This window comes from Mycolicibacterium brisbanense, assembly GCF_001570425.1.
GTDB lineage: Bacteria > Actinomycetota > Actinomycetes > Mycobacteriales > Mycobacteriaceae > Mycobacterium > Mycobacterium brisbanense.
Genome location: NZ_BCSX01000017.1, coordinates 25314 through 47249, shown reverse-complemented (window position 1 = coordinate 47249; position 21936 = coordinate 25314). Strand labels below are relative to the sequence as shown.

Sequence of the window (21936 nt, the reverse complement as noted above, 5' to 3'; positions counted from 1 at the left end):
GTCCTACACCAGCCTCGGGCCGCTGCTCGAAGAAATCTCCGCCCACGTCGACGGCGTCCCCTGCTGCACCCACATCGGCCCCGACGGCGCCGGACACTTCGTCAAAATGGTGCACAACGGCATCGAATACTCCGACATGCAACTCATCGGCGAGGCCTACCACCTGCTGCGCGACGCCCTCGGCCTGACCGCGCCCCAGATCGCCGACGTCTTCGCCGACTGGAACACCGGCGAGCTGGACAGCTACCTGGTCGAAATCACCGCCGAAGTACTGCGCCAGGTCGACGCCACCACCGGCAAACCGCTGGTCGACGTCATCGTCGACGAAGCCGAACAAAAAGGCACCGGCCGCTGGACCGTCAAATCCGCCCTCGACCTCGGCGTGCCCGTCACCGGCATCGCCGAAGCCGTATTCGCCCGCGCCCTGTCCGGCTCGGTACCCCAACGCAAAGCCACCGCCGGACTGGCCTCCGGCACCCTCGGCGACAAACCCACCGACAGTAAACAATTCATCGACGACGTCCGCCAGGCCCTCTACGCCTCCAAAATCGTCGCCTACGCCCAAGGGTTCAACCAGATCCAGGCCGGCAGCACCGAATACGACTGGAACATCACCCCCGGAGACCTGGCCACCATCTGGCGCGGCGGCTGCATCATCCGCGCCAAATTCCTCAACCGCATCAAAGACGCCTACGACGCCGACCCGCAGCTGGCCACCCTGCTCGCCGCCCCCTACTTCCGCGACGCGGTCGAAGCCGCCATCAACAGCTGGCGCCGCGTCGTCATCACCGCCACCGCCCTGGGCATCCCCATCCCCGGCTTCTCCTCGGCGCTGTCCTACTACGACGCGCTACGCACCGAACGGCTCCCCGCCGCCCTCACCCAAGGCCTACGCGACTTCTTCGGCGCCCACACCTACGGACGCATCGACGCCGAACCCGGCCAAAAATTCCACACCCTCTGGAGCGGCGACCGCACCGAAATCCAGGCCTGAGTAGATTCGTTGCCGTGAGGTTTCTGGACGGACACACCCCGCCGTACGACTTGACCTACAACGATGTGTTCATCGTTCCCGGGCGGTCGGACGTCGCGTCGCGCTTCGATGTCGACCTGTCCACCGTCGACGGCTCCGGGACGACCATTCCGGTGGTCGTGGCGAACATGACGGCGGTGGCAGGCCGGCGGATGGCCGAGACCATCGCGCGCCGCGGCGGCATCGTGGTGCTCCCCCAGGACCTGCCGATCACCGCGGTGGCCGACACCGTCCAGTTCGTCAAGAGTCGCGACCTGGTGGCCGACACCCCGGTGGTGCTCGGCCCGGAAGATTCGGTGTCCGATGCGATGGCGCTGATTCACAAGCGGGCCCACGGCGTCGCGGTGGTGACGTTCGAGGGCAGGCCGATCGGATTGGTCACCGAGGCCAGCTGCACCGGCGTCGACCGGTTCGCCCGGGTCCGCGACGTGGGTTTATCCGATTTCGTGACGGCGCCGGTAGGCACCGAACCACGCCAGGTGTTCGATCTGCTCGAGCATGCGCCGGTCGATGTCGCGGTGCTCACCGCTCCCGACGGCACCCTGGCCGGCGTCCTGACCCGTACCGGCGCGATCCGGGCCGGGATCTACGCACCCGCGGTCGACGCCTCCGGGCGGCTGCGGGTGGCCGCGGCGGTCGGCATCAACGGTGATGTCGCGGGCAAGGCCCGCGCGCTGGTCGAGGCGGGCGCCGATCTGCTCGTCGTCGACACCGCGCACGGGCACCAGCTCAAGATGCTCGACGCCATCAAGGCGGTGGCGTCGCTGGATCTCGGGGTACCGCTGGCGGCGGGCAACGTGGTCTCCGCCGGGGGCACCCGCGACCTGATCGAGGCGGGCGCGACGATCGTCAAGGTCGGCGTCGGCCCCGGCGCCATGTGCACCACCCGGATGATGACCGGCGTCGGCCGGCCACAGTTCTCCGCCGTGGTCGAATGTGCCTCCGCGGCAAAGCAACTCGGAGCGCACGTGTGGGCAGACGGCGGAGTGCGTCATCCGCGGGACGTGGCGCTGGCGCTGGCCGCCGGCGCCTCCAACGTGATGATCGGCTCGTGGTTCGCCGGTACCTACGAATCCCCCGGAGATCTGCTGCGCGACCGCGACGACCGGCCCTACAAGGAGAGCTACGGCATGGCCTCCAAGCGCGCCGTGGCAGCCCGCACCGCGGGCGACAGCCCGTTCGACCGGGCCCGCAAGGCACTGTTCGAGGAGGGCATCTCGACCTCCCGGATGGCGCTGGACGCGGCGCGGGGCGGCGTTGAGGACCTGCTCGACCACATCACCTCGGGCGTGCGCAGCACGTGCACCTATGTGGGTGCCGCCACCCTGCCCGAACTGCACGAGAAGGTGGTGCTCGGCGTGCAGTCGGCGGCAGGTTTCGCCGAAGGGCATCCGCTGCCGAGCGGTTGGTGACGCAGCCTGCTGCTCGTGGCCGCGATAGGATAGAAGCTCATCGCATTCAGAGCTGGCCAGATTTCGCTGCGCCATCCGAACGAAAGGGTTCACGTGCCGCAGGCACCCGCTGAGGCCTCCGGTTCTGAACCGGCCTTCTCCGCGGAACAGCAGACAGGATCGGACGCCGACACGGGCGACCCCTCTACTAGTCGGCCGGGCCTGCTGCCCGGCGCCCCGCAGGCGAGGACCCGATGAACTCCGACCTGGTCTTCTCGCTGCTCTCGATCCTGGCGATCATTCTGCTCACCGCGGGTACCGCGATCTTCGTCGCGGCCGAGTTCGCGCTCACCGCGCTGGAACGCAGCACGGTCGAGGCCAACGCCCGCACCGGTGACCGCCGCGACCAGATGGTCCGGCGCGCCCATCGCACCTTGTCCTTCCAGCTGTCCGGCGCCCAGGTCGGCATTTCGATCACCACGCTGGCCACCGGTTACCTCGCCGAGCCCGTCGTCGGCCGGCTGGTCCGGCCGGGCCTGGACGCACTGGGCATCCCCGCCAACCTCTCCGGTGGCCTGTCGCTGTTCTTCGCTGTGGTGATCGCCACGTCGTTGTCGATGGTGTTCGGCGAGCTGGTGCCCAAGAACCTGGCGGTGGCCCGCCCGGTCCCGACAGCCCGCGCCGCGGCCCCGTTCCAGCTGCTGTTCTCGACGTTGTTCACCCCGGTCATCCGGATGACCAACGGCACCGCGAACTGGATCCTGCGCAGGCTGGACATCGAGCCTGCCGAGGAATTGCGTTCGGCCCGCTCGGGCCAGGAGCTGGCGTCGCTCGTGCGCAATTCGGCGCGCAGCGGCTCCCTGGACCCGACGACGGCGCTGCTCGTCGACCGGTCACTGCAGTTCGGCGAGCGGACCGCCGAGGAACTCATGACACCGCGGTCGAAGATCGAGGCGCTCGAAGCCCACGACACGGTCACCGACCTGCTGGAGGTCGCGATCAGGACGGGGTATTCGCGCTTCCCCATCGTCGAGGGTGACCTCGACGAGACCATCGGCGTGGTGCACGTCAAACAGATCTTCACGGTCCCCCGCGAAGAACGCGCCCGCACCCGGCTGGCCGCGCTGGCCTTGCCCGTCGCACGGGTGCCGTCCGCACTCGACGGCGATGCGGTGATGGCCCAGATCCGCGCCAACGGGCTGCAGACCGCGCTGGTGGTCGACGAGTACGGCGGCACCGCGGGCATGGTGACGGTCGAGGACCTGATCGAGGAGATCGTCGGCGACGTCCGCGACGAACACGACGACGCCACCCCGGACGTCGTGCCGGCAGGCCGCGGCTGGCAGGTCTCGGGTCTGCTGCGTATCGACGAGGTCGCCACCGAGACGGGCTTCCGCGCCCCGGAGGGCGAATACGAGACGATCGGCGGGCTGGTGCTGCAGCAACTCGGCCACATCCCCGAACGGGGCGAGGCCGTCGAGCTGGTCGCGTTCGACCCGGACCAACCGAGCGACGAACCCGCCCGCTGGCTGGCCACTGTGGTGCGGATGGACGGGCGGCGCATCGATCTGCTGGAGCTGACCGAACTGGGCCGGCGCTCAGAACAGGGAGCCGACAACCATGGGTGACGTCTTCGGTGTGCTGCTCACCATCGTGCTGCTGGCAGCCAACGCATTCTTCGTGGCCTCGGAGTTCGCGCTCATATCGGCCCGCCGCGACCGGCTGCAGGCGTTGGCCGAGCAGGGCAAGCACAGTGCGGTGACCGTCATCCGCGCGGGCGAGAACCTGTCGCTCATGCTGGCCGGGTCGCAGCTGGGCATCACGATCTGCTCGATCCTGCTGGGTCGCGTGGGCGAGCCCGCGGTGGCCCATCTGCTGTCGAAACCGTTCGAGCTCGTCGGGGTCTCCGACGCGATACTGCACACGGTGTCGTTCGTGGTGTCGCTGGCGATCGTCGTGACACTGCACGTTTTGCTCGGCGAGATGGTGCCGAAGAACATCGCCATCGCAGGCCCGGAGTCGGCGGCCATGCTGCTGATCCCGACGTATCTGGTCTACATCCGCGCGGCCCGGCCGTTCATCGCGTTCTACAACTGGTGCGCCAACGCCACACTGCGGCTGTTCCGGGTCGAGACCCGCGACGAGCTCGAGTCCGCGGTCTCGACCGTCGAGCTCTCGGAGATGATCGCCGAATCTCTGTCGGAAGGCCTGCTCGACGCCGAGGAGCACCTGCGGTTGACCCGGGCGCTGCAGACCCGGACCCGCAAGGTGGCCGATGTCGCGATGCCGCTGTCGGAGATGCATGCCATCCGCGTCGCCGCCCCCGGCTCGGGCCCGATGGTCGGCGACGTCGAACGGGCCCTCACCGAGACCGGCTACTCCCGCTTCCCGGTGGCCGATTCGTTCGGCGAGTTCATCGGATATCTGCACATCAAGGACGTGCTGCCGGAGGTCGACGATCCCGAGGCCGTCCTCGACGTGTCGATGGTTCGGCCACTGCCGCAGGTGCCTGCGTCGCTCCCGGTGCCCGACGCGTTGTCGCGGCTGCGGCGCAGCAACAGCCACCTGGCACTGGTCACCGATGACGGGGCCGGCGGCGCGGTCACCGCGATGGTGGCGCTGGAGGATCTGGTCGAGGACCTGGTGGGGACCGTGCGCGACGGGACCCACCGTGTCTGAGCTGGTGCTCGACGAGGCGGACTGGACCGAACGGGAGCAGCGTCACCGCACCCGGGTCAACCATTTCCTGACGCCGCACCTGCACCGCCAGGAACGCGGCCAGGCGCACCCGGTGTGGGACTTCCTGTTCACCTACTACAGCCTGCGGCCGCGCCAGCTGCGTCGCTGGCATCCGGGGTTCGGCGTGGTGCTGGGTGGTCCGGCGGCCCGGCGCTATCTCGGTGCGAGCGGCTACGGCAGCCATGGTGACGGGGTCGGGGTGACGCCGGCGCATCTGAGCTCGCGCGCCGACACGGTCCGGTTCATCGCGCAGCTGCTGCGGGCGACGGCGACCCGCCCGCCCCGGCTGAACTGCTTCGGCCTGCACGAGTGGGCGATGGTGTACCGCACGCCCGAGAAGCGGCACGGCCAGGTTCCGCTGCGGCTCGGCGCCGCCGGAACCGACGCGGTCGTGGAGTCGCTGCCGCTGCGCTGCAGCCACTTCGACGCGTTCCGGTTCTTCACCGAACCGGCCGTCCCCCGCAACGAGCAGCGGCTGAGCCGCGAGACGCAGATACGCACCGAGCAACCGGGCTGCATCCACGCCGCCATGGACTGCTACAAGTGGGCATACAAGCTGGGCCCGCTGGTGGCCTCCGAGCTGGTCGTGGACGCTCTCGAGCTGGCCGCCGACGCGCGGGCCGTCGACATGCGGGCCAGCCCGTATGACCTCGGTGATTACGGCTTCGCACCGATCGCGATCGAAACGGCGGGCGGGCGGGCCGAATATGTGCGTGCCCAGCAGGACATCGCCGGGCGGGCAGCTCCGTTGCGGGCCCGGCTGCTCGCCGAATGCGACACCCTGCTCGACGTGCTGGACACCGAAACATCGGCGCCCCGCGCGCGATAAGCAAGATGTACGAGCGCAGACCCGCGTCGAGCCAAGGAGGTCATCCATGCGCGCAACGACCGTGATCGCGTCGGCGTCGCTGTTGCTCGGCACCGTCGGCCCGGCGCCGGCTCACGCCGCCCCGGAATGCCAGCCGGGCACCGTCAGGCTCACGGCCGTGAGCACCGACGCCACGCAGGGCACCATCACGGGCTCCCCGGTCGGTGGCGGGGCACCGATCACCCTGAGCGGTCCGCTCGAGGCCTACCAGAAATCGGAAGGGTTCGGGGACAACCCGCCTCCGGCGGTCAAGCAGTGGGACGACACGCTCGACCAGGTGAACGTCCCCATCGCACCCGACGACCCCAACTGGTACGGCCGCGCCAAGAGCCGGGCCTTCGCGTCGCGGTCGTTGAACGATCTCGCCGTCTCGTTCCCGGCAAACACTCTGGTCGTCCACTATTGGCAGGGCGACCCGCCCGGTGCTGCATGCGCCATGTCGTCCATTCAGCCCGTGGCCCCGTAGGTGCACTCCCAGCGAACGACACACGTGCACAGAAGGCCCCGAACAGCGCCGCACCCGTAATCGCCGCAATTACTGACCGGTACGATGAGCAAATTGCCGCTATCCCGGAATAAGGACTGAGAACTGATGACCGATCGCGTGAAGGTGGGCAACCTAGGGGTCGCCAAGGTGCTGCACGACTTCATCACCAATGAGGCGCTGCCCGGCACCGGGGTTGATCCCGACACCTTCTGGTCGGGTGTGGACAAGGTCGTCGCCGACCTCACCCCCAAGAACGAAGAGCTGCTCGCCCGTCGTGACGAACTGCAGGCGCAGATCGACAAGTACCACCGGGCCCATGTCATCGAGCCCTTCGACCTGGCCGACTACAAGCAGTTCCTCACCGAGATCGGCTACCTGCAGCCCGAGCCTGCCGATTTCAGCGTCACCGCCGCGGGGGTGGACGACGAGATCACCACCACGGCGGGCCCGCAGCTCGTGGTGCCGATCCTCAACGCGCGGTTCGCGCTCAACGCCGCCAACGCGCGGTGGGGTTCGCTCTACGACGCCCTGTACGGCACCGACGTCATCCCGGAAGATGACGGCGCCGAGAAGGGGTCGGGCTACAACAAGGTCCGCGGCGACAAAGTGATCGCGTACGCGCGCAAGTTCCTCGACGATTCCGTGCCGCTGGCCGCCGGTTCGTGGGCCGACGCCACCGGGCTCAAGATCGACGACGGCCAGCTGCTGGTCGAGTACGGCGACGGGTTGTCCACGGGATTGGCCGCACCCGAGGAATTCGTCGGCTACACCGGTGAGCTCGGCCAGCCGCAGTGGTCGGTGCTGCTCAAGCACCACGGGCTGCACATCGAGATCCTCATCGACCCCGACTCCCCCATCGGCTCCACCGACGCCGCAGGCATCAAGGACGTCGTCCTGGAATCCGCGATCACCACGATCATGGACTTCGAGGACTCCGTGGCCGCCGTCGACGCCGACGACAAGGTGCTGGGCTACCGCAACTGGCTGGGCCTCAACAAGGGAGACCTGACCGAAGAGGTCAGCAAGGGCGGCAAGACCTTCACGCGGGTGCTCAACCCCGACCGCACGTTCACCACACCTGACGGCGAGGGTGAGCTGACGCTGCCCGGACGCAGCCTGCTGTTCGTCCGCAACGTCGGGCATCTGATGACCAACGACGCCATCACCGACGCCGAGGGCAAGGAAATCCCCGAAGGCATCCAGGACGCGCTGTTCACCGGCCTGATCGCCATGCACGGATTGAAGAGCGGCGACGCCAACGGCCCGCTGCAGAACAGCCGCACCGGCTCGGTGTACATCGTGAAGCCCAAGATGCACGGGCCCGACGAGGTCGCGTTCACGTGTGAACTGTTCAGCCGCGTCGAGGACGTGCTGGGCCTGCCCGAAGCCACCCTCAAGGTCGGCATCATGGACGAGGAGCGCCGCACCACGGTGAACCTCAAGGCAGCCATCAAGGCCGCCGCCGACCGCGTGGTGTTCATCAACACCGGCTTCCTGGACCGCACCGGCGACGAGATCCACACCTCGATGGAGGCCGGCCCGATGATCCGCAAGGGCGCGATGAAGAGCCAGCCGTGGATCAAGGCCTACGAGGACAACAACGTCGACGTGGGCCTGGCCACCGGTCTGTCCGGCAAGGCCCAGATCGGCAAGGGCATGTGGGCCATGACCGAGCTGATGGCCGACATGGTCGAACAGAAGATCGGCCAGCCGAAGGCCGGCGCCACCACTGCGTGGGTGCCGTCCCCGACCGCCGCGACCCTGCACGCCATGCACTACCACGCCGTCGACGTGTTCGAGGTGCAGAAGGAATTGGCAGGCCGCGAACGCGCGTCGATCGACGATATGCTGACCATCCCGCTGGCCGACTCGTCGCTGACCTGGTCGTCGGAGGAGATCCACGAGGAGGTCGACAACAACTGCCAGTCGATCCTCGGCTACGTGGTCCGGTGGATCGACGCCGGTGTCGGCTGCTCGAAGGTGCCCGACATCCACAACGTCGCCCTCATGGAGGACCGGGCCACGCTGCGGATCTCCAGCCAGCTGCTGGCCAACTGGCTGCGCCACGGCGTGATCACCGCCGACGACGTCAAGACCAGCCTGCGCCGCATGGCCGCCGTGGTCGACGAGCAGAACGCGGGCGATCCCGACTACCTGCCCATGGCCCCCAACCCGGACGCCAGCATCGCATTCCAGGCTGCCCAGGAACTCATCCTGTCGGGCGCGGCGCAGCCCAATGGCTACACCGAGCCGATCCTGCACCGCCGCCGCCGCGAGTTCAAAGCGAGCGCTGCTGCGCAGTGACTAGACTTCGGCGGCGGAACCGGACGTTTGGTCGACGCGACGAGTACAGAGGCTAGGGATGGGTAGGCACAGCATTCCCGACGACCCCGAGGACTCAGCCGACGAACCCGAGCACGAACCGGGTCACCGGTCTGGTCGGTACGGCTCGGGCGGGTACGGCTCGGACGATTACGACAGGCCCGACTACGGGCGGCGGCCCGGCCCGCGTGATCCCGATTACCGCGACGCGGAGTACGAGGATCCCTATGGGGACGCCGAGTATGACGACGCGGGCTACGCGGGCTACCCCGATGACGACGATTACGCCGACGACGACGTCGACCGCGATGCGCCGACGACGCAGTTCAGTGCCGTCGGCCGGCGTCAGCCCAATGGCCGCCAACACGGCGGCGACTGGGACGGCGGGGAATGGACGGGCAGCCACCGCGCGGTCTCGACCGGTCGGCGCGGTGTCAGCGTCGGGGTGATCGCTGCGCTCGTCGGCGTCGTCGCGATCGTCGCTGTTGTCATCCTGTGGCGGTTCTTCGGCGATGTGCTCTCCAGCCGCAAGGACGCCGCGGCGGCCCGCTGCGTCGACGGGGACCTCGCGGTGGCCGTCATCGCCGACCCCACGATCTCCCCGACCGTCGAGACGCTGGCCGACAAATACAACGGGTCGGCCAACCCGATCGGTGACCGCTGCGTCAAGGTGCAGGTGAAGTCGGCCGAATCCGACCAGGTGGTCAGCGGATTCGCCAATGCGTGGCCCAAGGACCTCGGTGACAGGCCCGCGTTGTGGATCCCGGCCAGCGGGGTCTCCGAGGCACGGCTCGAGGCCACCGCGGGCGCCAAGACGGTCACCGACAGCCGCTCGCTGGTCACCTCGCCCGTGCTGCTCGCGGTGCCGCCGCAACTCAAAGACGCCTTGGCACAGCAGAACTGGTCGACGCTGCCGAACCTGCAGAGCAATCCGACCGCCTTGAACGATCTGAAGCTCAACGGCTGGGGCCCGCTGAAATTGGCTCTGCCCACTCGCAACAACGGTGACGCCGCCTACCTGGCCGGCGAGGCGGTGGCGGCGGCGTCGGCACCGTCGGGTGCGCCGGCCAGCGCCGGACTGGGCGCCGTCAACACGCTGCTCGGCGGAGCGCCCAAGCTCGACAATCCTGAACTGGGAACGGCTTTCGACGCCATGCTCAAGGCATCGGATCCGGCCGGTGCGCCCGTGCATGCGGTCGTCACCACCGAGCAACAACTTTTCCAGCGCGCCGGCTCGCTCAGCGACGCCAAGAGCGATCTCGCCGGTTGGGTGCCACCGGGCCCCACGGCGATGGCGGATTACCCGACGGTGTTGCTGACCGGAGACTGGTTGTCTCAGGAACAAGTCACGGCCGCCAGTGAATTCGCGCGTTTCATGCGTAAACCCGAGCAGCTCGGCGAGCTCGCCAAGGCCGGTTTCCGAGCCGAAGGCACGTCGGCGCCGTCCAGCGACGTGACCAAGTTCGCGCCCGTCAGCGCACCACTGTCGGTCGGCGACAACACAATGCGGGTCACCCTCGCCAACGCGATGACGGCACCGTCGACGAGCCCCGCCGTGACGATCATGCTGGACCAGTCGATGCCCACCGAGGAGGGCGGCAAGTCTCGGCTGGTGAATGTGGCTGCGGCACTGAACTCGCGGCTCAAGGCACTGCCTTCGACCTCCGAGGTGGGCCTGTGGACGTTCGACGGCACCGAGGGCCGCTCTGCGGTGTCGAGGGGCCCGTTGTCCGACCAGGTCGGCGGCGAACCGCGCTCGCAGGCAATCAGCTCGACTCTCGACGAGCAGACGGCCTCGGGCGGTGGTGCGGTCTCGTTTACCACGCTGCGCCTCATCTACACCGACGCGACGTCGAATTACCGTGATGGCAAAGAAAATTCGATCCTGGTGATCACCACCGGTCCGCACACCGACCAGAGCCTCGGCGGGCAGGGCCTGCAGGATTACATCCACGGAGCGTTCGACCCGGCCCACCCGGTCGCGGTGAACGTCATCGACTTCGGCGGTGACACCGACCGGGCCACCTGGGAGGCGGTCGCGCAGACCACCGGCGGCAAGTATCAGCACCTGACCAGTTCGGCCTCGCCCGAGCTGGCCGCTGCTGTTGCCACGATGTTGAGCTGACCCGGCAAAAGAGGTGCGTCGTGCCTCCCGGCGAACGGGAGAGAATACACACACCGACTTTTCAGGGGGTGCGATGACACTGACGGTGTCGCAGATATTGGGAACCCAACCCCAATCACTGCTCAACGCCGCAGAGGAGGTGGCCGGCTCTGCCAACCGCCTCGACGCGCAGATCTCGTCGCAGCGCTCACATCTGAGCCGGCTGGCGGGCAGCTGGACCGGTGGGGCGTCGACCGCTGCGCAGAAACAGGGCGCCGACATGCTCGTCGGGCAGGAGAGCTACCGCGACAAGCTGCGCGCCATGCAGCAGGTGATGTCCTCTGGTGGCCAGCAGCTGACCGGTATCAAATCGGCCTTGGACAGCATGGTCAACGGCGGGGCAAGCCAGTTCTGGAAGGTGGGCGACAACGGTTCGGTGACCCCCGGACCGCTGCTGCAGCAGTACGCCAGCCTCTTTCCGGTGCTTGGCATGCAGATCAAGCTCAAGGCGCTTGAGATGGAGACCGCGGTCAAGAAGATGCTCGCCGAATTCGAGCAGGCCGACAAGTCCACCGCGGACGCACTGCGCAAGTTCGCCGACGATCCCAAGGACGACGGCAAAGACGACAAGAAAGACGGCGACACCAAGCCCGAGGACAAACCCGAAACGCCGAAACCCCCGCCGACAGGTCAGAACCCGGCCGACATCGCCAAGGAATTCCTCGGCCGCAATGCCTCAGACCTCAAGCGCAGCGGCGACCTGCCGATGGATCCCAGCGTGCCCAACGACGTGTGCTGCGCCAACTTCGTCACCGCGACGCTGCAGAAGGCCGGGCTGATCGATTGGCACAGCAACGGCGTCGCCGACATGTCACAACGGCTCCAGGCCCAGGGCTGGCACATGGTGCCCGCATCGGAGGCCAAACCCGGTGACGTCGCGGTGATCAACGGCAGCCAGCACACCGAACTCGTCGCCAGCAACGACGGCGGCCGGATCACGCTGATCGGTTCGAACAACAAGAATGCCGACGGCAGCCAAGTGGTCAGCTACGGAAACCCGTACGGCCAGGTGATGTACCTGTCACCGCCCTGATCTGACAGGGGCGGTTCAATCCGTCGGGATCCGGAAGATCGCCGCGGGCGCCCCGTAGCGTTCGGCCCAACCGTCCCATGCCAGGTCGGTCGGACCGACGGCACTGTCGACCCTCGTCCATGCGGCGCCGTTGTCGCGGAACAGGCCCGCGTAGGTGCGTGACCTACCGCCGTTGGCGGCAGCTTCGGCAAACGGCGTGCCGCCGTAGTCGAACGGGAGACCGTCGGCGCCCACAATCTTGCCGTACACGAACGCCCAGCCGTCTTCGATATTGACGGTCTTCTCCTCGAACTCGGCGGGCACGCCGAGCTGAGCCCTCAGATCAGCCACCACCGGATGCACAACGCCCCCTTCCGCGGAACCGGAACCCGCCCGCCAGGGTAGATGCCGACAACGCCTCAGCAAAACCCGATTTTGGTGCGCGGACCGACGGTATGGGCCTATTACGATCATCTTCGGGCGGCAGTCGCCGCCGCTGGGGACGATCGACAGGCGGGGGTTGCCGTGCCGTGACCGAAACACTCAACGTCAACCCTGCGGCACTGCGCGAGGCCGCCAGCGGTCTGAGCGAGGCGGTCACCAGTTTCCGTGGACCCGGCAACGCGCTGACCGCCGCGGCGGGCCCACTTTCCGGCCTTGATGTCGCGTCCGCGTGCAGCCAGGTCGCCGATGCCATCGACCGCCAGGCCCAATCACTGGGTACCAAGGTGACCAAGTTCGCCGACAATCTCACGTCCGCCGCCGGCGCCTATGAGAAAGGCGACCGCGAGGCCGCCGAGCGGGTCAAGTTCGAACCCGGCGACAAACCCGAGGACAAGCCGGGCGACACCCCGGCGCCACCACCCACCGACAACGGCAACTATCGCCCGATCACCGTCGAGCAGCTGCGCAAGATCGTCCCCGAACTCAGCCAGGCGAAGGCCGAGGAGATGATCGGCCCGTTGAACGACGCGATGAAGCAGGGCGGTATGAACACGCCGCAGCGCCAAGCGGCGTTCATCTCGCAGATCGCGGTGGAATCGGACCGGTTCCGCACCTACGAGGAGTACGCCGACGGCAGCCAGTACGAGGGCCGCACGGATCTGGGCAACACCCAGCCCGGCGACGGCAAGAAGTACAAGGGCCGCGGCGTCATCCAGATCACCGGGCGGTCCAATTACACGCAGATGAGCAAGGACCTCGGCGTCGACTTCGTCAACCATCCCGAACTCGCGGCCACGCCGGAGTATGCGTTCAAAAGTGCTGTGTGGTATTGGAATTCGCGCGACGGCAACGCCATCGCCGACGGCGGAGACATCACCGCCATCACCCGAATGGTCAACGGCGGCACTCACAACCTGGCCGAACGGACCGACTACTACAACCGAGGATTGCAGGTGCTTGGCGGATGACGATCTCTTCGAAACTTGCTGTGCTGTGCGCTGTTCCGGCTCTGGCCGTCGGTGTCGCCGCATGCGGCACCTCGACGTCGCAGCAGTCGCAACCGGCGGCCTCGGCCACCACCGAGGCGGTGTCGACGGCGCCCCGCACGGTGGTGGTGCAGTCCGCTCCGGAGGCGACGGCCGTCGCGACCACCACGGTGCGTCCCGACGTGTCACCCGACGAGGAATGCCCGGGCGCGGAGTTCAAGGTCGAGCAGTTCATCGGATCGTGGCAGGAATCGGGCGACCCCACCGTCACGACCCTGTCCCCGCACGGATCGCTGGAATCGAATACCGACGGTAAGAAGGAATTCGGCACCTGGCAGTTCACGCCGTGGGACGCCACGCCCGCCAAGCCCAGCAGGCCGTCCTCTGCGCCGAATTCCTGTGTGCTGTGGCTGCATTGGATCGCCGACTCCGGCAATCTCGATCTGGTCTACGTGCCGCTCAAGGTCACCGACACCAGCATCCAACTGAGCTACGTCGGCCGCGGCAACACCATCGACTGGCAGCGCACCGCTGCGCAGTAACTGCGCAGCGGTCCCCGTCGCCTAGGCGAACGCCTCTACCGGCGGGCACGAGCACACGAGGTTGCGGTCGCCGTACGCGCCGTCGATGCGGCGCACCGGCGGCCAGACCTTCGGCCGGAAACCCTTGCCCAGCGGGTAGGCGGCCTGCTCGCGCGTGTACGGATGGTCCCACTCGGCCACCAGCAGGCATTCGGCCGTGTGCGGCGCACCCCGCAGCGGGTTGTCGTCCACCGACCACTCGCCCGAGCCGACGCGGTCGATCTCGGCGCGGATGGCGATCATCGCGTCGCAGAACGCATCGACCTCGGCCAGGCTCTCGCTTTCGGTAGGCTCCACCATCAGCGTGCCCGCCACCGGGAAGCTCATGGTCGGAGCGTGGAACCCGTAGTCGGCCAAGCGTTTTGCCACATCGTCGACCGTGACACCGGTGTCCTTGGTGATCGCGCGCAGATCCAGGATGCACTCGTGGGCGACCATGCCGTTCTCACCGGTGTAGAGCACCGGGTAATACTCGTCGAGCCGGCGTGCGATGTAGTTGGCCGACGCGATGGCCGTGAGCGATGCCGCGCGCAGCCCGTCTGCGCCCATCATCCGGATGTAGGCCCAGGTGATCGGCAGGATCGAGGCCGAGCCGTACGGTGCCGCCGACACGACGGGCCGCGCGGCCCCATCGGCCTGAGCGTCGTCGGCCAATTCGTCGGCGAGCGGGTGCCCCGGCAGGTAGGGCGCCAGGTGCGACCGCACCGCGACCGGCCCGACGCCCGGGCCGCCACCACCGTGCGGGATGCAGAACGTCTTGTGCAGGTTCAGATGGCTGACGTCGCCGCCGAACCGGCCCGGCCGGGCCAGCCCGACCAGGGCGTTGAGGTTGGCCCCGTCGACGTAGACCTGACCGCCGTTGTCGTGCACGGCGGCGCAGATCTCGGCGATGTCGTGCTCGTACACCCCATGGGTGGAGGGGTAGGTGATCATCAGTGCCGCAATGCGATCGGCGTGCTCGGCGACCTTGGCGCGCAGATCGTCCAGATCGACGTCACCGTTGGGCCGGCACGCCACCACGACCACCCGCATGCCGGCGAGCGCGGCCGACGCGGCGTTGGTGCCGTGTGCGCTCGATGGGATCAGGCAGATGTCACGGGCGGCCTGACCGTGTGCCACGTGGTAGGCCTTGATCGCCAACAGGCCGGCGTACTCCCCCTGCGAACCCGCGTTGGGTTGCAGCGACACCTCGTCGTAGCCCGTGATCGCGGTCAGCCAGTCCTGCAGATCGGCGATGAGCCTGCGCAGTCCCGGAGTGTCCGACGCGGGCGCGAAGGGATGCTGGCGGGCGAACTCCGGCCAGGTGATCGGCTCCATCTCAGCCGCGGCGTTGAGCTTCATGGTGCACGAACCCAGCGGGATCATCGTGCGGTCCAAAGCCAGGTCCTTGTCGGCCAACGACCGCAGGTAGCGCATCATCTCGGTCTCGGTGCGGTACCGGCTGAATGCGGGGTGGGTGAGGAACTCGGAGGTGCGCGTGGCGATATCTGCGGACGCGAGGAGCACATCGGGTTCTGTCGAGCTCGGCTCGGCGGCGCGAACACCGAACGCCTCGAGCACCGCGGCCACGTGGGCGTCGGTGGTGGCCTCGTCGCAGGACACCGAGACGTGGTCGGCGTCGACCCGCCACAGGTTGATTCCCCTGGCCTTGGCTGCGGCGACGACGTCGTCGGCGCGGCCCGGCACGCGGGCCAGCACGGTGTCGAAGTATGTGTCGTGCACCAGCGCGTCGCCGAGCGCCGCAGCGATCGCGTCGGCGTGGCCGTGCACGCGGCGCGCAATGGCGGTCAGCCCGTCGGCACCGTGATAGCTGGCGTACATGGCCGCCATCACGGCCAGCAGCACCTGAGCGGTGCAGATGTTGCTGGTGGCCTTGTCGCGGCGGATGTGCTGTTCACGGGTCTGCAGTGCCAGCCGGTACGCCGGTGCCCCATCGGCGTCGACGGAGACCCCGACCAGGCGGCCCGGCAGCTGGCGGGCGTGCTTGGCGTGCACCGCCAGGTATCCGGCGTGCGGGCCGCCGAATCCCATTGGCACGCCGAACCGTTGGCTGGTCCCGAAGGCCACGTCAGCACCGACGTCGCCGGGCGAGGTGATGAGGGTCAGCGCCAGCAGATCGGCTCCGACCGCGACCAGTGCCCCACGCTCGTGGCACTGCGACACCAGGCTGGTCCAATCCACGATCCGGCCGCTGGCAGCCGGCATCTGCACGATCGCCCCGAAGAAGTCGCCGTCGGGCAGACCCTGGGTCAGGTCGGCACGGACGATCTCGATGCCGAGTGGCTCCGCACGGGTCGCCAGCACCGCCGCCGTCTGCGCGTAGATGTCGGTGTCGACGGCCAGCCGGTTGGCCGGCCCTCTGACGGCGCGGTGCATGAGCGTCATCGCCTCGGCGGCCGCGGTGGCCTCATCGAGCATGGAGGCGTTGGCCACCTCGAGTCCGGTGAGATCGCAGATCATGGTCTGGAAGTTCAGCAGCGCCTCCAGGCGACCCTGGCTGATCTCGGGCTGGTAGGGCGTGTAGGCCGTGTACCACGCCGGATTCTCAAGAATGTTGCGCCGCAAGACCGGTGGGGTCAGCGTGTCGAAGTAACCCTGCCCGATCATCGATGTCGCGACAGTGTTGGTGTCGGCCAGCGCCCGCAGCTCGGCCAGCGCCTCATCCTCGGTGGCGGCGGGGGGCAGGCGGTCCAGGCCGGGTGCACGGCCGTCGGCGGCGAGTCCGTCGAGAATGCCTGCGGGCAGTGCCTTGGCAGCGAGGTCGTCGAGCGACGCGACACCGATCACGTCGAGCATCGTGCTGACGGCGGCGGAGTCCGGCCCGATGTGCCGGTCGACGAAACGTGCTTGCTGCTGATCGGACACCCAAGGCTCCCTCATTGCGGCCCCGCCACGGTGGGTCGAGGTGGCAGCCCCGTCGAAAGACGTGCTGCGCTCCCCTCTCCCTCTGTCGTCAACCCGGTCCCGGGCGCCTGAGAGATTCGACGCCAACGGGCGTCTTTCCCCATGGGCGGGCGCTCGCGCGGAGCGCCGCTTTCCAGAGGCATCGGGGCCCGTGCGGTCCTGGGTGCCTGAGAGGTTGACGGAGAGGTGTTGCTCCTTCGGCGTCCGTAGCTGGCGGCCACGAAACTCTCCCGCACAAGGGCGATGCGCAGCCGATTCTACCGGCCGCTATCGGCACCGGCGAACACGCCGCGCGCACTCGGCGGGCGGCGGCGACGAGGCGCGTCAGCCGATCTTGCGGTCGCGGCTCTTGCGGCGCGAGGCCAGTTCGTCCTCGGGTGCGGCGATGGACTCACCGCCGTCGGCACGCTCACCCGGGAAGTCGGCGATGGCACCGGTGAGTTCGCGCATGGCGCCCGACACCGCGATACCGAACACGCCCTGACCGCCCTGCAGCAGGTCGACCACCTCTTCGGCCGAGGTGCACTCGTAGACGGTGGTGCCGTCGGAGAACAGCGTGATGTTGGCCAGATCCTGAACGCCGCGCTGGCGCAAGTGGTCCACGGCCACCCGGATGTTGTGCAACGAGATGCCCGTGTCGAGCAGTCGCTTGACGATCTTGAGGACCAGGATGTCCTTGAACGAGTACAACCGCTGGCTGCCGGAACCGGCCGCGCCGCGGATGGAGGGCACCACCAGCGAGGTGCGGGCCCAGTAGTCCAGCTGCCGATAGGTGATGCCTGCGATCTGGCACGCACTCGGACCGCGGTAACCGACCAGTTCGTCCGGTACAGAATCGTCGGGGAACAACCCACCCTGAACGGGCTCGCTGGCCGGCCGAACGGGCGGTTCAACCCCGCTTCCCGTGGTCAGATCCAACTCTCCCTGTCGTGGCGTGTCACCCACTGTGAATCCTCTCGCCGATCGAACCCGCCTACCTCATCCGCTGCCGTGACCTGCACCGCAGCGGGTTTGCTGCGAGCCCGAATGTGTCGAGCATACGCTTCCCGCCGAGCCCTGACTGCTCGTCGCCCTCAAAGTATGGCTGCCCAAAACGGACTTGGATGACACCCACACCGCGTGTCGACACCTGGTGCGTCAGTTGAGACGCATCCGTGACCTGCGGCAGCCGGTCACGTGGCCTTGAAATCGTCGGGCGACACGCTGTCGAGGAACTCTTTGAATTTCTCCACCTCGTCCTCACGGACGGTGCCTGCGGCTTCCTCGTCGTTCTCATCGGGGATCAACAGCCCGGCCTCGGCCAGCACCGCTTCCTCCACGTAGATCGGAACCCCGACCCGCAGGGCAATGGCCACCGAATCAGACGGCCGAGCTGACACCGTGATGTCGCGGTCGAAGATCAGGTCGGCGTAGAAGGTGCCTTCCTGCAGGTCGACGATCCGCACCTCTTTGAGTGAATGCCCAAGCGCGGCAATGAGATCTCGGATCAGATCATGTGTCAGCGGGCGGGCCGGCTCGACCCCTTGCTGCTCCAGCACGATGGCGGCGGCTTCCGACTGCCCGATCCAGATCGGCAGGTAGCGGTCGCCGTTGGACTCGCGGAGCAGCAACACCGGCTGGTTCTGCGGCTGTTCCACGCGAATGCCGACTACCCGAACCTCAGCCATCTGTGCCTACCCTCCGCACCGCTGTGCTGCCACGTCGTTCATAACCGTCTGTAGCCGACTCGTCTCCAGGTGCATCGACCCGGAAGCGAAATGGCCTCAACGCCAAGTCTAATCCTCAGCGGTCGAGAACGTCCCGCACCGCCGACTTGATCAACGACGTGTGCAGGGTGATCGCGAGCGCGGCCACCTCCCGCGCAAGGTCGTCGGCGCGGTCCCTGGCCCCGGCCTTGTCGGCCTTGACCACCGGTCCGGCGATCTGGGCGATCAGGTCCGACTGCCGGTCGGCGGCTGATCGGAATGCGCGCAGATGCCGGGGCTCTACGCCGTAATCGGCGAGCGCCCCGGCGCACTGCGCGATGACAACCGAATGTTCGTCGAAGAATCCGCCCGGCCCGGTGGTGATCACGCCGTACTTGACCAACGCGCTCAGCATCGCGTCCTCGACGCCTGACCGGGCCAGTACGTCCTCCCGGGACAGCCGCACCTGAGTCGGTGCCACCGCGGATGCCGCGGCAGCTCCGTCGGCCTGTTCCACGGCCACCAAACGCGGTACACCGTAGGCGGATCCGCTCTGTGGCAGCTCACCGTCGGGTTGGGCGTCCAACTGCGCCTTGATCACCTTCAACGGCAGGTACTGATCCCGCTGGGCGGTGAGGATGAACCGCAGCCGCGCACAGTCGTACGCGGTGAAACGCCGATAACCCGACGCGGTGCGTTCCGGTGTGACCAACCCCTCGGCTTCCAGGAACCGGATTTTCGAGATGGTCACATCCGGAAAGTCACCGCGGAGCAGATCCAGGACAGCACCGATCGACATTCCGGCCAGTGCAGGTCGGTCAGGCTGACTCATCGGCTCTTCGCGCGAGCGCTCATCGCAGTCATCGGCTTGTCCCGCCAGCGCTCATCGCAGTCATCGGCTTGTCCCGCGAGCGCTCATCGCTAGCTGGACGAGCTGCTGTCGTCGTCGGACCTGGGGCCGGTCAGGAACACCAGGCGGAACTTGCCGATCTGGACCTCGTCGCCGTTGGACAGCACCGCGGAGTCAACCGGCTCACGGTTGACGTAGGTGCCGTTGAGGCTGCCGACGTCGACAACCTGGAACTCGGCGCCCTCCAGGCGGAACTCGGCATGGCGACGGCTCACGGTCACGTCATCGAGGAAGATGTCGCTGTCCGGGTGCCGGCCTGCCGACGTGGTCGGCTGGTCCAGAAGGAACCGCGAGCCCGCATTCGGCCCGCGTTTGACGACAAGCAACGCCGAACCCGAGGGAAGTCCCTCAACCCCCGAGACGGTGCCCTCGGCACTCGTCGTCGCGGGCGCGTCCAGCTCGTTGAGGAAGTCCGCACGGAAGACGGATGTCGTCTCCACCGTGACTTCGTCAGACGTCTGGTCGGCCCCCACATTGCTGTTTTTGTCCGTCACCCGCTGCTCCTCACTGGCTGCTGTGGCGTTGCCCGGCGGGGCCCCCAGCCGTCGTCGGTCTCACGTTGACCGTACCGCGCAACGGGCCTTGTTGTGTCCACCACTGCCGGATCTGATGCGGTGGAAATCTGTGCGCTGCGTACGGTCGAACAGGTCGCTGCAAACCCTAACAACTCGTTACTCCGACGCGACGGCGCGGTAGCCGTCCGCATCGAGCAGGTCGGTCAGCACGTCCGCGAGGACGCCCGACTCCAGCTGCAGGTCCACCAGCCATCCCTCACCGTACGGGTCGGAGTTGACCAGCTGTGGGTTGCCCTCCAGATCACCATTGACAGCAACAACTTTCGCCGTGACCGGCGCATACAGGTCGGAAACCGACTTGGTCGATTCCACTTCCCCGAACGAGTCACCAGCGCTCAGGTCGGTGCCGACGTCCGGCAGCTGCACGAACACCACGTCGCCCAGCGCCGACTGGGCATAGTCGGTGATACCCACGCGTACCGTGTCATCACCGGTGCGCTGCACCCACTCGTGCTCGGACGTGTAGTACAGGTCGGCTGGGATATCGCTCACGGCGCTCCTTGATTGTCAGGTCGGATCGGTCGGACTCACTTGACGGGCTGAGCGTATTGGCGTGGTTTCGGTTGCCGCAAGGCGGTTACGTCGACCCGCTGGGCTTGTTGTACCACCATCGTCCCGCCGACCCGCTTGATACTGTCCATCGCACCGCCGGGAATGTTCATCGCCGCTGCGAGAGTAGGTGGATCGCCAATGGCCAGAACCGAATACGGCGGCCCCACGGCGACGTTGTCGATGATGAGCTGACCGGGCGTGCCGACCACCCAGGTGTCGACGCCGACACGGACGGCGGTTTGCTGATCGGCCCCGCCACCGCGGATCTCGATGGCCTCGGCCCCTGCCGCCCGCAGTTCGTTGATCACGTCGAGCATGGTCTCGGCCGCCACCCCGGGTGCGTTGTCCTCGATGGTCAGCGTGACACCCGGTCCGGTGGCGGCGACCGTCCCGATCTGGATCGACAGCGCAGCCAACCGGGCCTGGGCGTTCTCGATCGCGGTCTGGTCGCTGCTGCCCGACGCCTGCAGCTGTTGCAGGGTGCGCTGCAGGTCGGCCACCTCGGTGCTCAGCGAGGCCTCGCGCTGCTGCAGGGAATCCAGCAGGATCAGCAGGTCGGCCGGTCGAGCGGTTTCCAGCGAATCGCCGGAATCGTTCTGGCGGACCTGCGTGACGATCGCCGCTCCGAGCAGTACACACAGCAGCAGGCCCAGCGCGCCGAAGATCAGCTGCGACCGGCCTTGTTGCGCGACGGCCAGGCTCTTCCACCGGGTCCGCGGTGTGCCGTCGGGCATTTCGTGCCGCCCGTGATGGTCCCCGGGTTGCTCGTGCGCGGGCGCCTCCGCCGCGTCGGTGCCCTTCTCGACCGCCGCGTCGGTGCCGCTGTCGGCCTCGGGGGCCTTCTCGGGCGGCGTCTCCTTCACGTCGGCCTCCCCGGCTGGCTCTCCCGGCGGGTCGGGCAGTTCGGCGTCCTGCGGGCGCTCGGCGTCGCTCATATCAGGCGCCGAACAGCCTGCGTCGCAACGCAGCAGCGTTGCCGAAGATCCGGATACCGAGCACCACGATGATGGCCGTCGACAGCTGGGTGCCGACACCCAGCTGATCACCGACGTACACGATCAACGCGGCGACCAGCACGTTGAAGACGAACGAGATGACGAACACCTTGGAGTCGAAGATGCGTTCCAGGTAGGCCCGCAGGCCGCCGAACACCGCGTCGAGCGCCGCGACGACGGCGATCGGCAGGTAGGGCTCGACGAATTCAGGCACGCTGGGGTGAAACACCAGCCCCAGCACGATCCCGACGACAAGTGCGGCGATTCCGATCATCTACCTGGTCAATC

At 67.7% G+C, this 21936-nt stretch carries 20 protein-coding genes and 1 riboswitch; of the genes, 11 read left to right on the top strand and 9 right to left on the bottom strand.

The window, feature by feature from the left end:
* From gndA to RMCB_RS06535, 9 genes are all read left to right on the top strand, one after another.
* A partial coding sequence (gndA, locus tag RMCB_RS06575; protein WP_062828143.1) for an NADP-dependent phosphogluconate dehydrogenase occupies positions 1 to 994 on the top strand: 994 nt, incomplete at its 5' end.
* Between the two features lie 14 nt (positions 995 to 1008).
* The gene (locus tag RMCB_RS06570; RefSeq protein WP_062828142.1) at positions 1009 to 2445 is read left to right on the top strand and encodes a GuaB1 family IMP dehydrogenase-related protein; all 1437 of its coding nucleotides are present in this window, start codon (positions 1009 to 1011) and stop codon (positions 2443 to 2445) included.
* A gap of 233 nt (positions 2446 to 2678) precedes the next feature.
* Positions 2679 to 4052 (top strand): hemolysin family protein, encoded by a 1374-nt coding sequence (locus RMCB_RS06565; protein WP_062828141.1) that lies wholly within the window; start codon positions 2679 to 2681, stop codon positions 4050 to 4052.
* Positions 4045 to 5103, top strand: a complete 1059-nt coding sequence (locus RMCB_RS06560; RefSeq protein WP_029366151.1) for a hemolysin family protein — start codon at positions 4045 to 4047, stop codon at positions 5101 to 5103. Before RMCB_RS06565 ends, RMCB_RS06560 begins: the two co-directional genes overlap by 8 nt.
* The gene (locus tag RMCB_RS06555) at positions 5096 to 5992 is read left to right on the top strand and encodes a hypothetical protein (protein ID WP_062828140.1); all 897 of its coding nucleotides are present in this window, start codon (positions 5096 to 5098) and stop codon (positions 5990 to 5992) included. Before RMCB_RS06560 ends, RMCB_RS06555 begins: the two co-directional genes overlap by 8 nt.
* Positions 5993 to 6038: 46 nt before the next feature.
* The gene (locus tag RMCB_RS06550) at positions 6039 to 6497 is read left to right on the top strand and encodes a hypothetical protein (RefSeq protein WP_062828139.1); all 459 of its coding nucleotides are present in this window, start codon (positions 6039 to 6041) and stop codon (positions 6495 to 6497) included.
* A gap of 126 nt (positions 6498 to 6623) precedes the next feature.
* Entirely contained in the window at positions 6624 to 8822 is a 2199-nt protein-coding gene (locus tag RMCB_RS06545) for a malate synthase G (RefSeq protein WP_062828138.1), read from the top strand.
* Between the two features lie 58 nt (positions 8823 to 8880).
* Positions 8881 to 10965 carry a substrate-binding domain-containing protein gene (locus RMCB_RS06540; RefSeq protein ID WP_062828137.1) on the top strand — a complete coding sequence of 695 codons (2085 nt, stop codon included), beginning with the start codon at positions 8881 to 8883 and terminating at the stop codon, positions 10963 to 10965.
* A gap of 73 nt (positions 10966 to 11038) precedes the next feature.
* Positions 11039 to 12037 (top strand): WXG100 family type VII secretion target, encoded by a 999-nt coding sequence (locus RMCB_RS06535; protein ID WP_062828136.1) that lies wholly within the window; start codon positions 11039 to 11041, stop codon positions 12035 to 12037.
* Between the two features lie 15 nt (positions 12038 to 12052).
* On the opposite strand, the gene RMCB_RS06530 is transcribed toward RMCB_RS06535, so the two are convergent.
* Positions 12053 to 12367 carry a hypothetical protein gene (locus RMCB_RS06530; RefSeq protein WP_131805498.1) on the bottom strand — a complete coding sequence of 105 codons (315 nt, stop codon included), beginning with the start codon at positions 12365 to 12367 and terminating at the stop codon, positions 12053 to 12055.
* 179 nt (positions 12368 to 12546) lie between these two features.
* Between RMCB_RS06530 and RMCB_RS06525 the strand changes: the two genes are divergently transcribed.
* Together RMCB_RS06525 and RMCB_RS06520 are read left to right on the top strand one after the other, a co-directional pair.
* Complete coding sequence (locus tag RMCB_RS06525) at positions 12547 to 13428, top strand: glycoside hydrolase family 19 protein (protein WP_029366157.1); 882 nt, start codon at positions 12547 to 12549, stop codon at positions 13426 to 13428.
* The gene (locus RMCB_RS06520; RefSeq protein ID WP_062828134.1) at positions 13425 to 13988 is read left to right on the top strand and encodes a hypothetical protein; all 564 of its coding nucleotides are present in this window, start codon (positions 13425 to 13427) and stop codon (positions 13986 to 13988) included. Before RMCB_RS06525 ends, RMCB_RS06520 begins: the two co-directional genes overlap by 4 nt.
* A gap of 21 nt (positions 13989 to 14009) precedes the next feature.
* Here the strand turns inward: RMCB_RS06520 and gcvP are convergent, their stop codons facing one another.
* From gcvP to RMCB_RS06480, 8 genes are all read right to left on the bottom strand, one after another.
* Positions 14010 to 16907, bottom strand: a complete 2898-nt coding sequence (gene gcvP, locus RMCB_RS06515) for an aminomethyl-transferring glycine dehydrogenase (protein ID WP_062828133.1) — start codon at positions 16905 to 16907, stop codon at positions 14010 to 14012.
* A gap of 168 nt (positions 16908 to 17075) precedes the next feature.
* Positions 17076 to 17174, bottom strand: a riboswitch (glycine riboswitch).
* An 81-nt stretch (positions 17175 to 17255) separates the two neighbouring features.
* Complete coding sequence (locus tag RMCB_RS06510; RefSeq protein WP_029366161.1) at positions 17256 to 17876, bottom strand: MerR family transcriptional regulator; 621 nt, start codon at positions 17874 to 17876, stop codon at positions 17256 to 17258.
* Positions 17877 to 18103: 227 nt separating this feature from the next.
* Positions 18104 to 18598, bottom strand: coding sequence for a bifunctional nuclease family protein (locus tag RMCB_RS06505; RefSeq protein WP_019972830.1), 495 nt, complete (start codon positions 18596 to 18598; stop codon positions 18104 to 18106).
* Between the two features lie 115 nt (positions 18599 to 18713).
* Positions 18714 to 19448, bottom strand: coding sequence for a transcriptional regulator FtsR (gene ftsR, locus RMCB_RS06500; RefSeq protein WP_029366162.1), 735 nt, complete (start codon positions 19446 to 19448; stop codon positions 18714 to 18716).
* Positions 19449 to 19537: 89 nt separating this feature from the next.
* Complete coding sequence (gene garA / locus RMCB_RS06495; protein ID WP_029366163.1) at positions 19538 to 20020, bottom strand: glycogen accumulation regulator GarA; 483 nt, start codon at positions 20018 to 20020, stop codon at positions 19538 to 19540.
* Positions 20021 to 20197: 177 nt separating this feature from the next.
* The gene (gcvH, locus tag RMCB_RS06490; protein ID WP_062828132.1) at positions 20198 to 20593 is read right to left on the bottom strand and encodes a glycine cleavage system protein GcvH; all 396 of its coding nucleotides are present in this window, start codon (positions 20591 to 20593) and stop codon (positions 20198 to 20200) included.
* 35 nt (positions 20594 to 20628) lie between these two features.
* A complete protein-coding gene (locus RMCB_RS06485; protein ID WP_234792021.1) occupies positions 20629 to 21516 on the bottom strand; it encodes a DUF881 domain-containing protein in 888 nt (295 codons plus the stop codon).
* A 73-nt stretch (positions 21517 to 21589) separates the two neighbouring features.
* The gene (locus RMCB_RS06480; RefSeq protein WP_029366167.1) at positions 21590 to 21922 is read right to left on the bottom strand and encodes a small basic family protein; all 333 of its coding nucleotides are present in this window, start codon (positions 21920 to 21922) and stop codon (positions 21590 to 21592) included.
* Positions 21923 to 21936 lie beyond the last annotated feature (14 nt).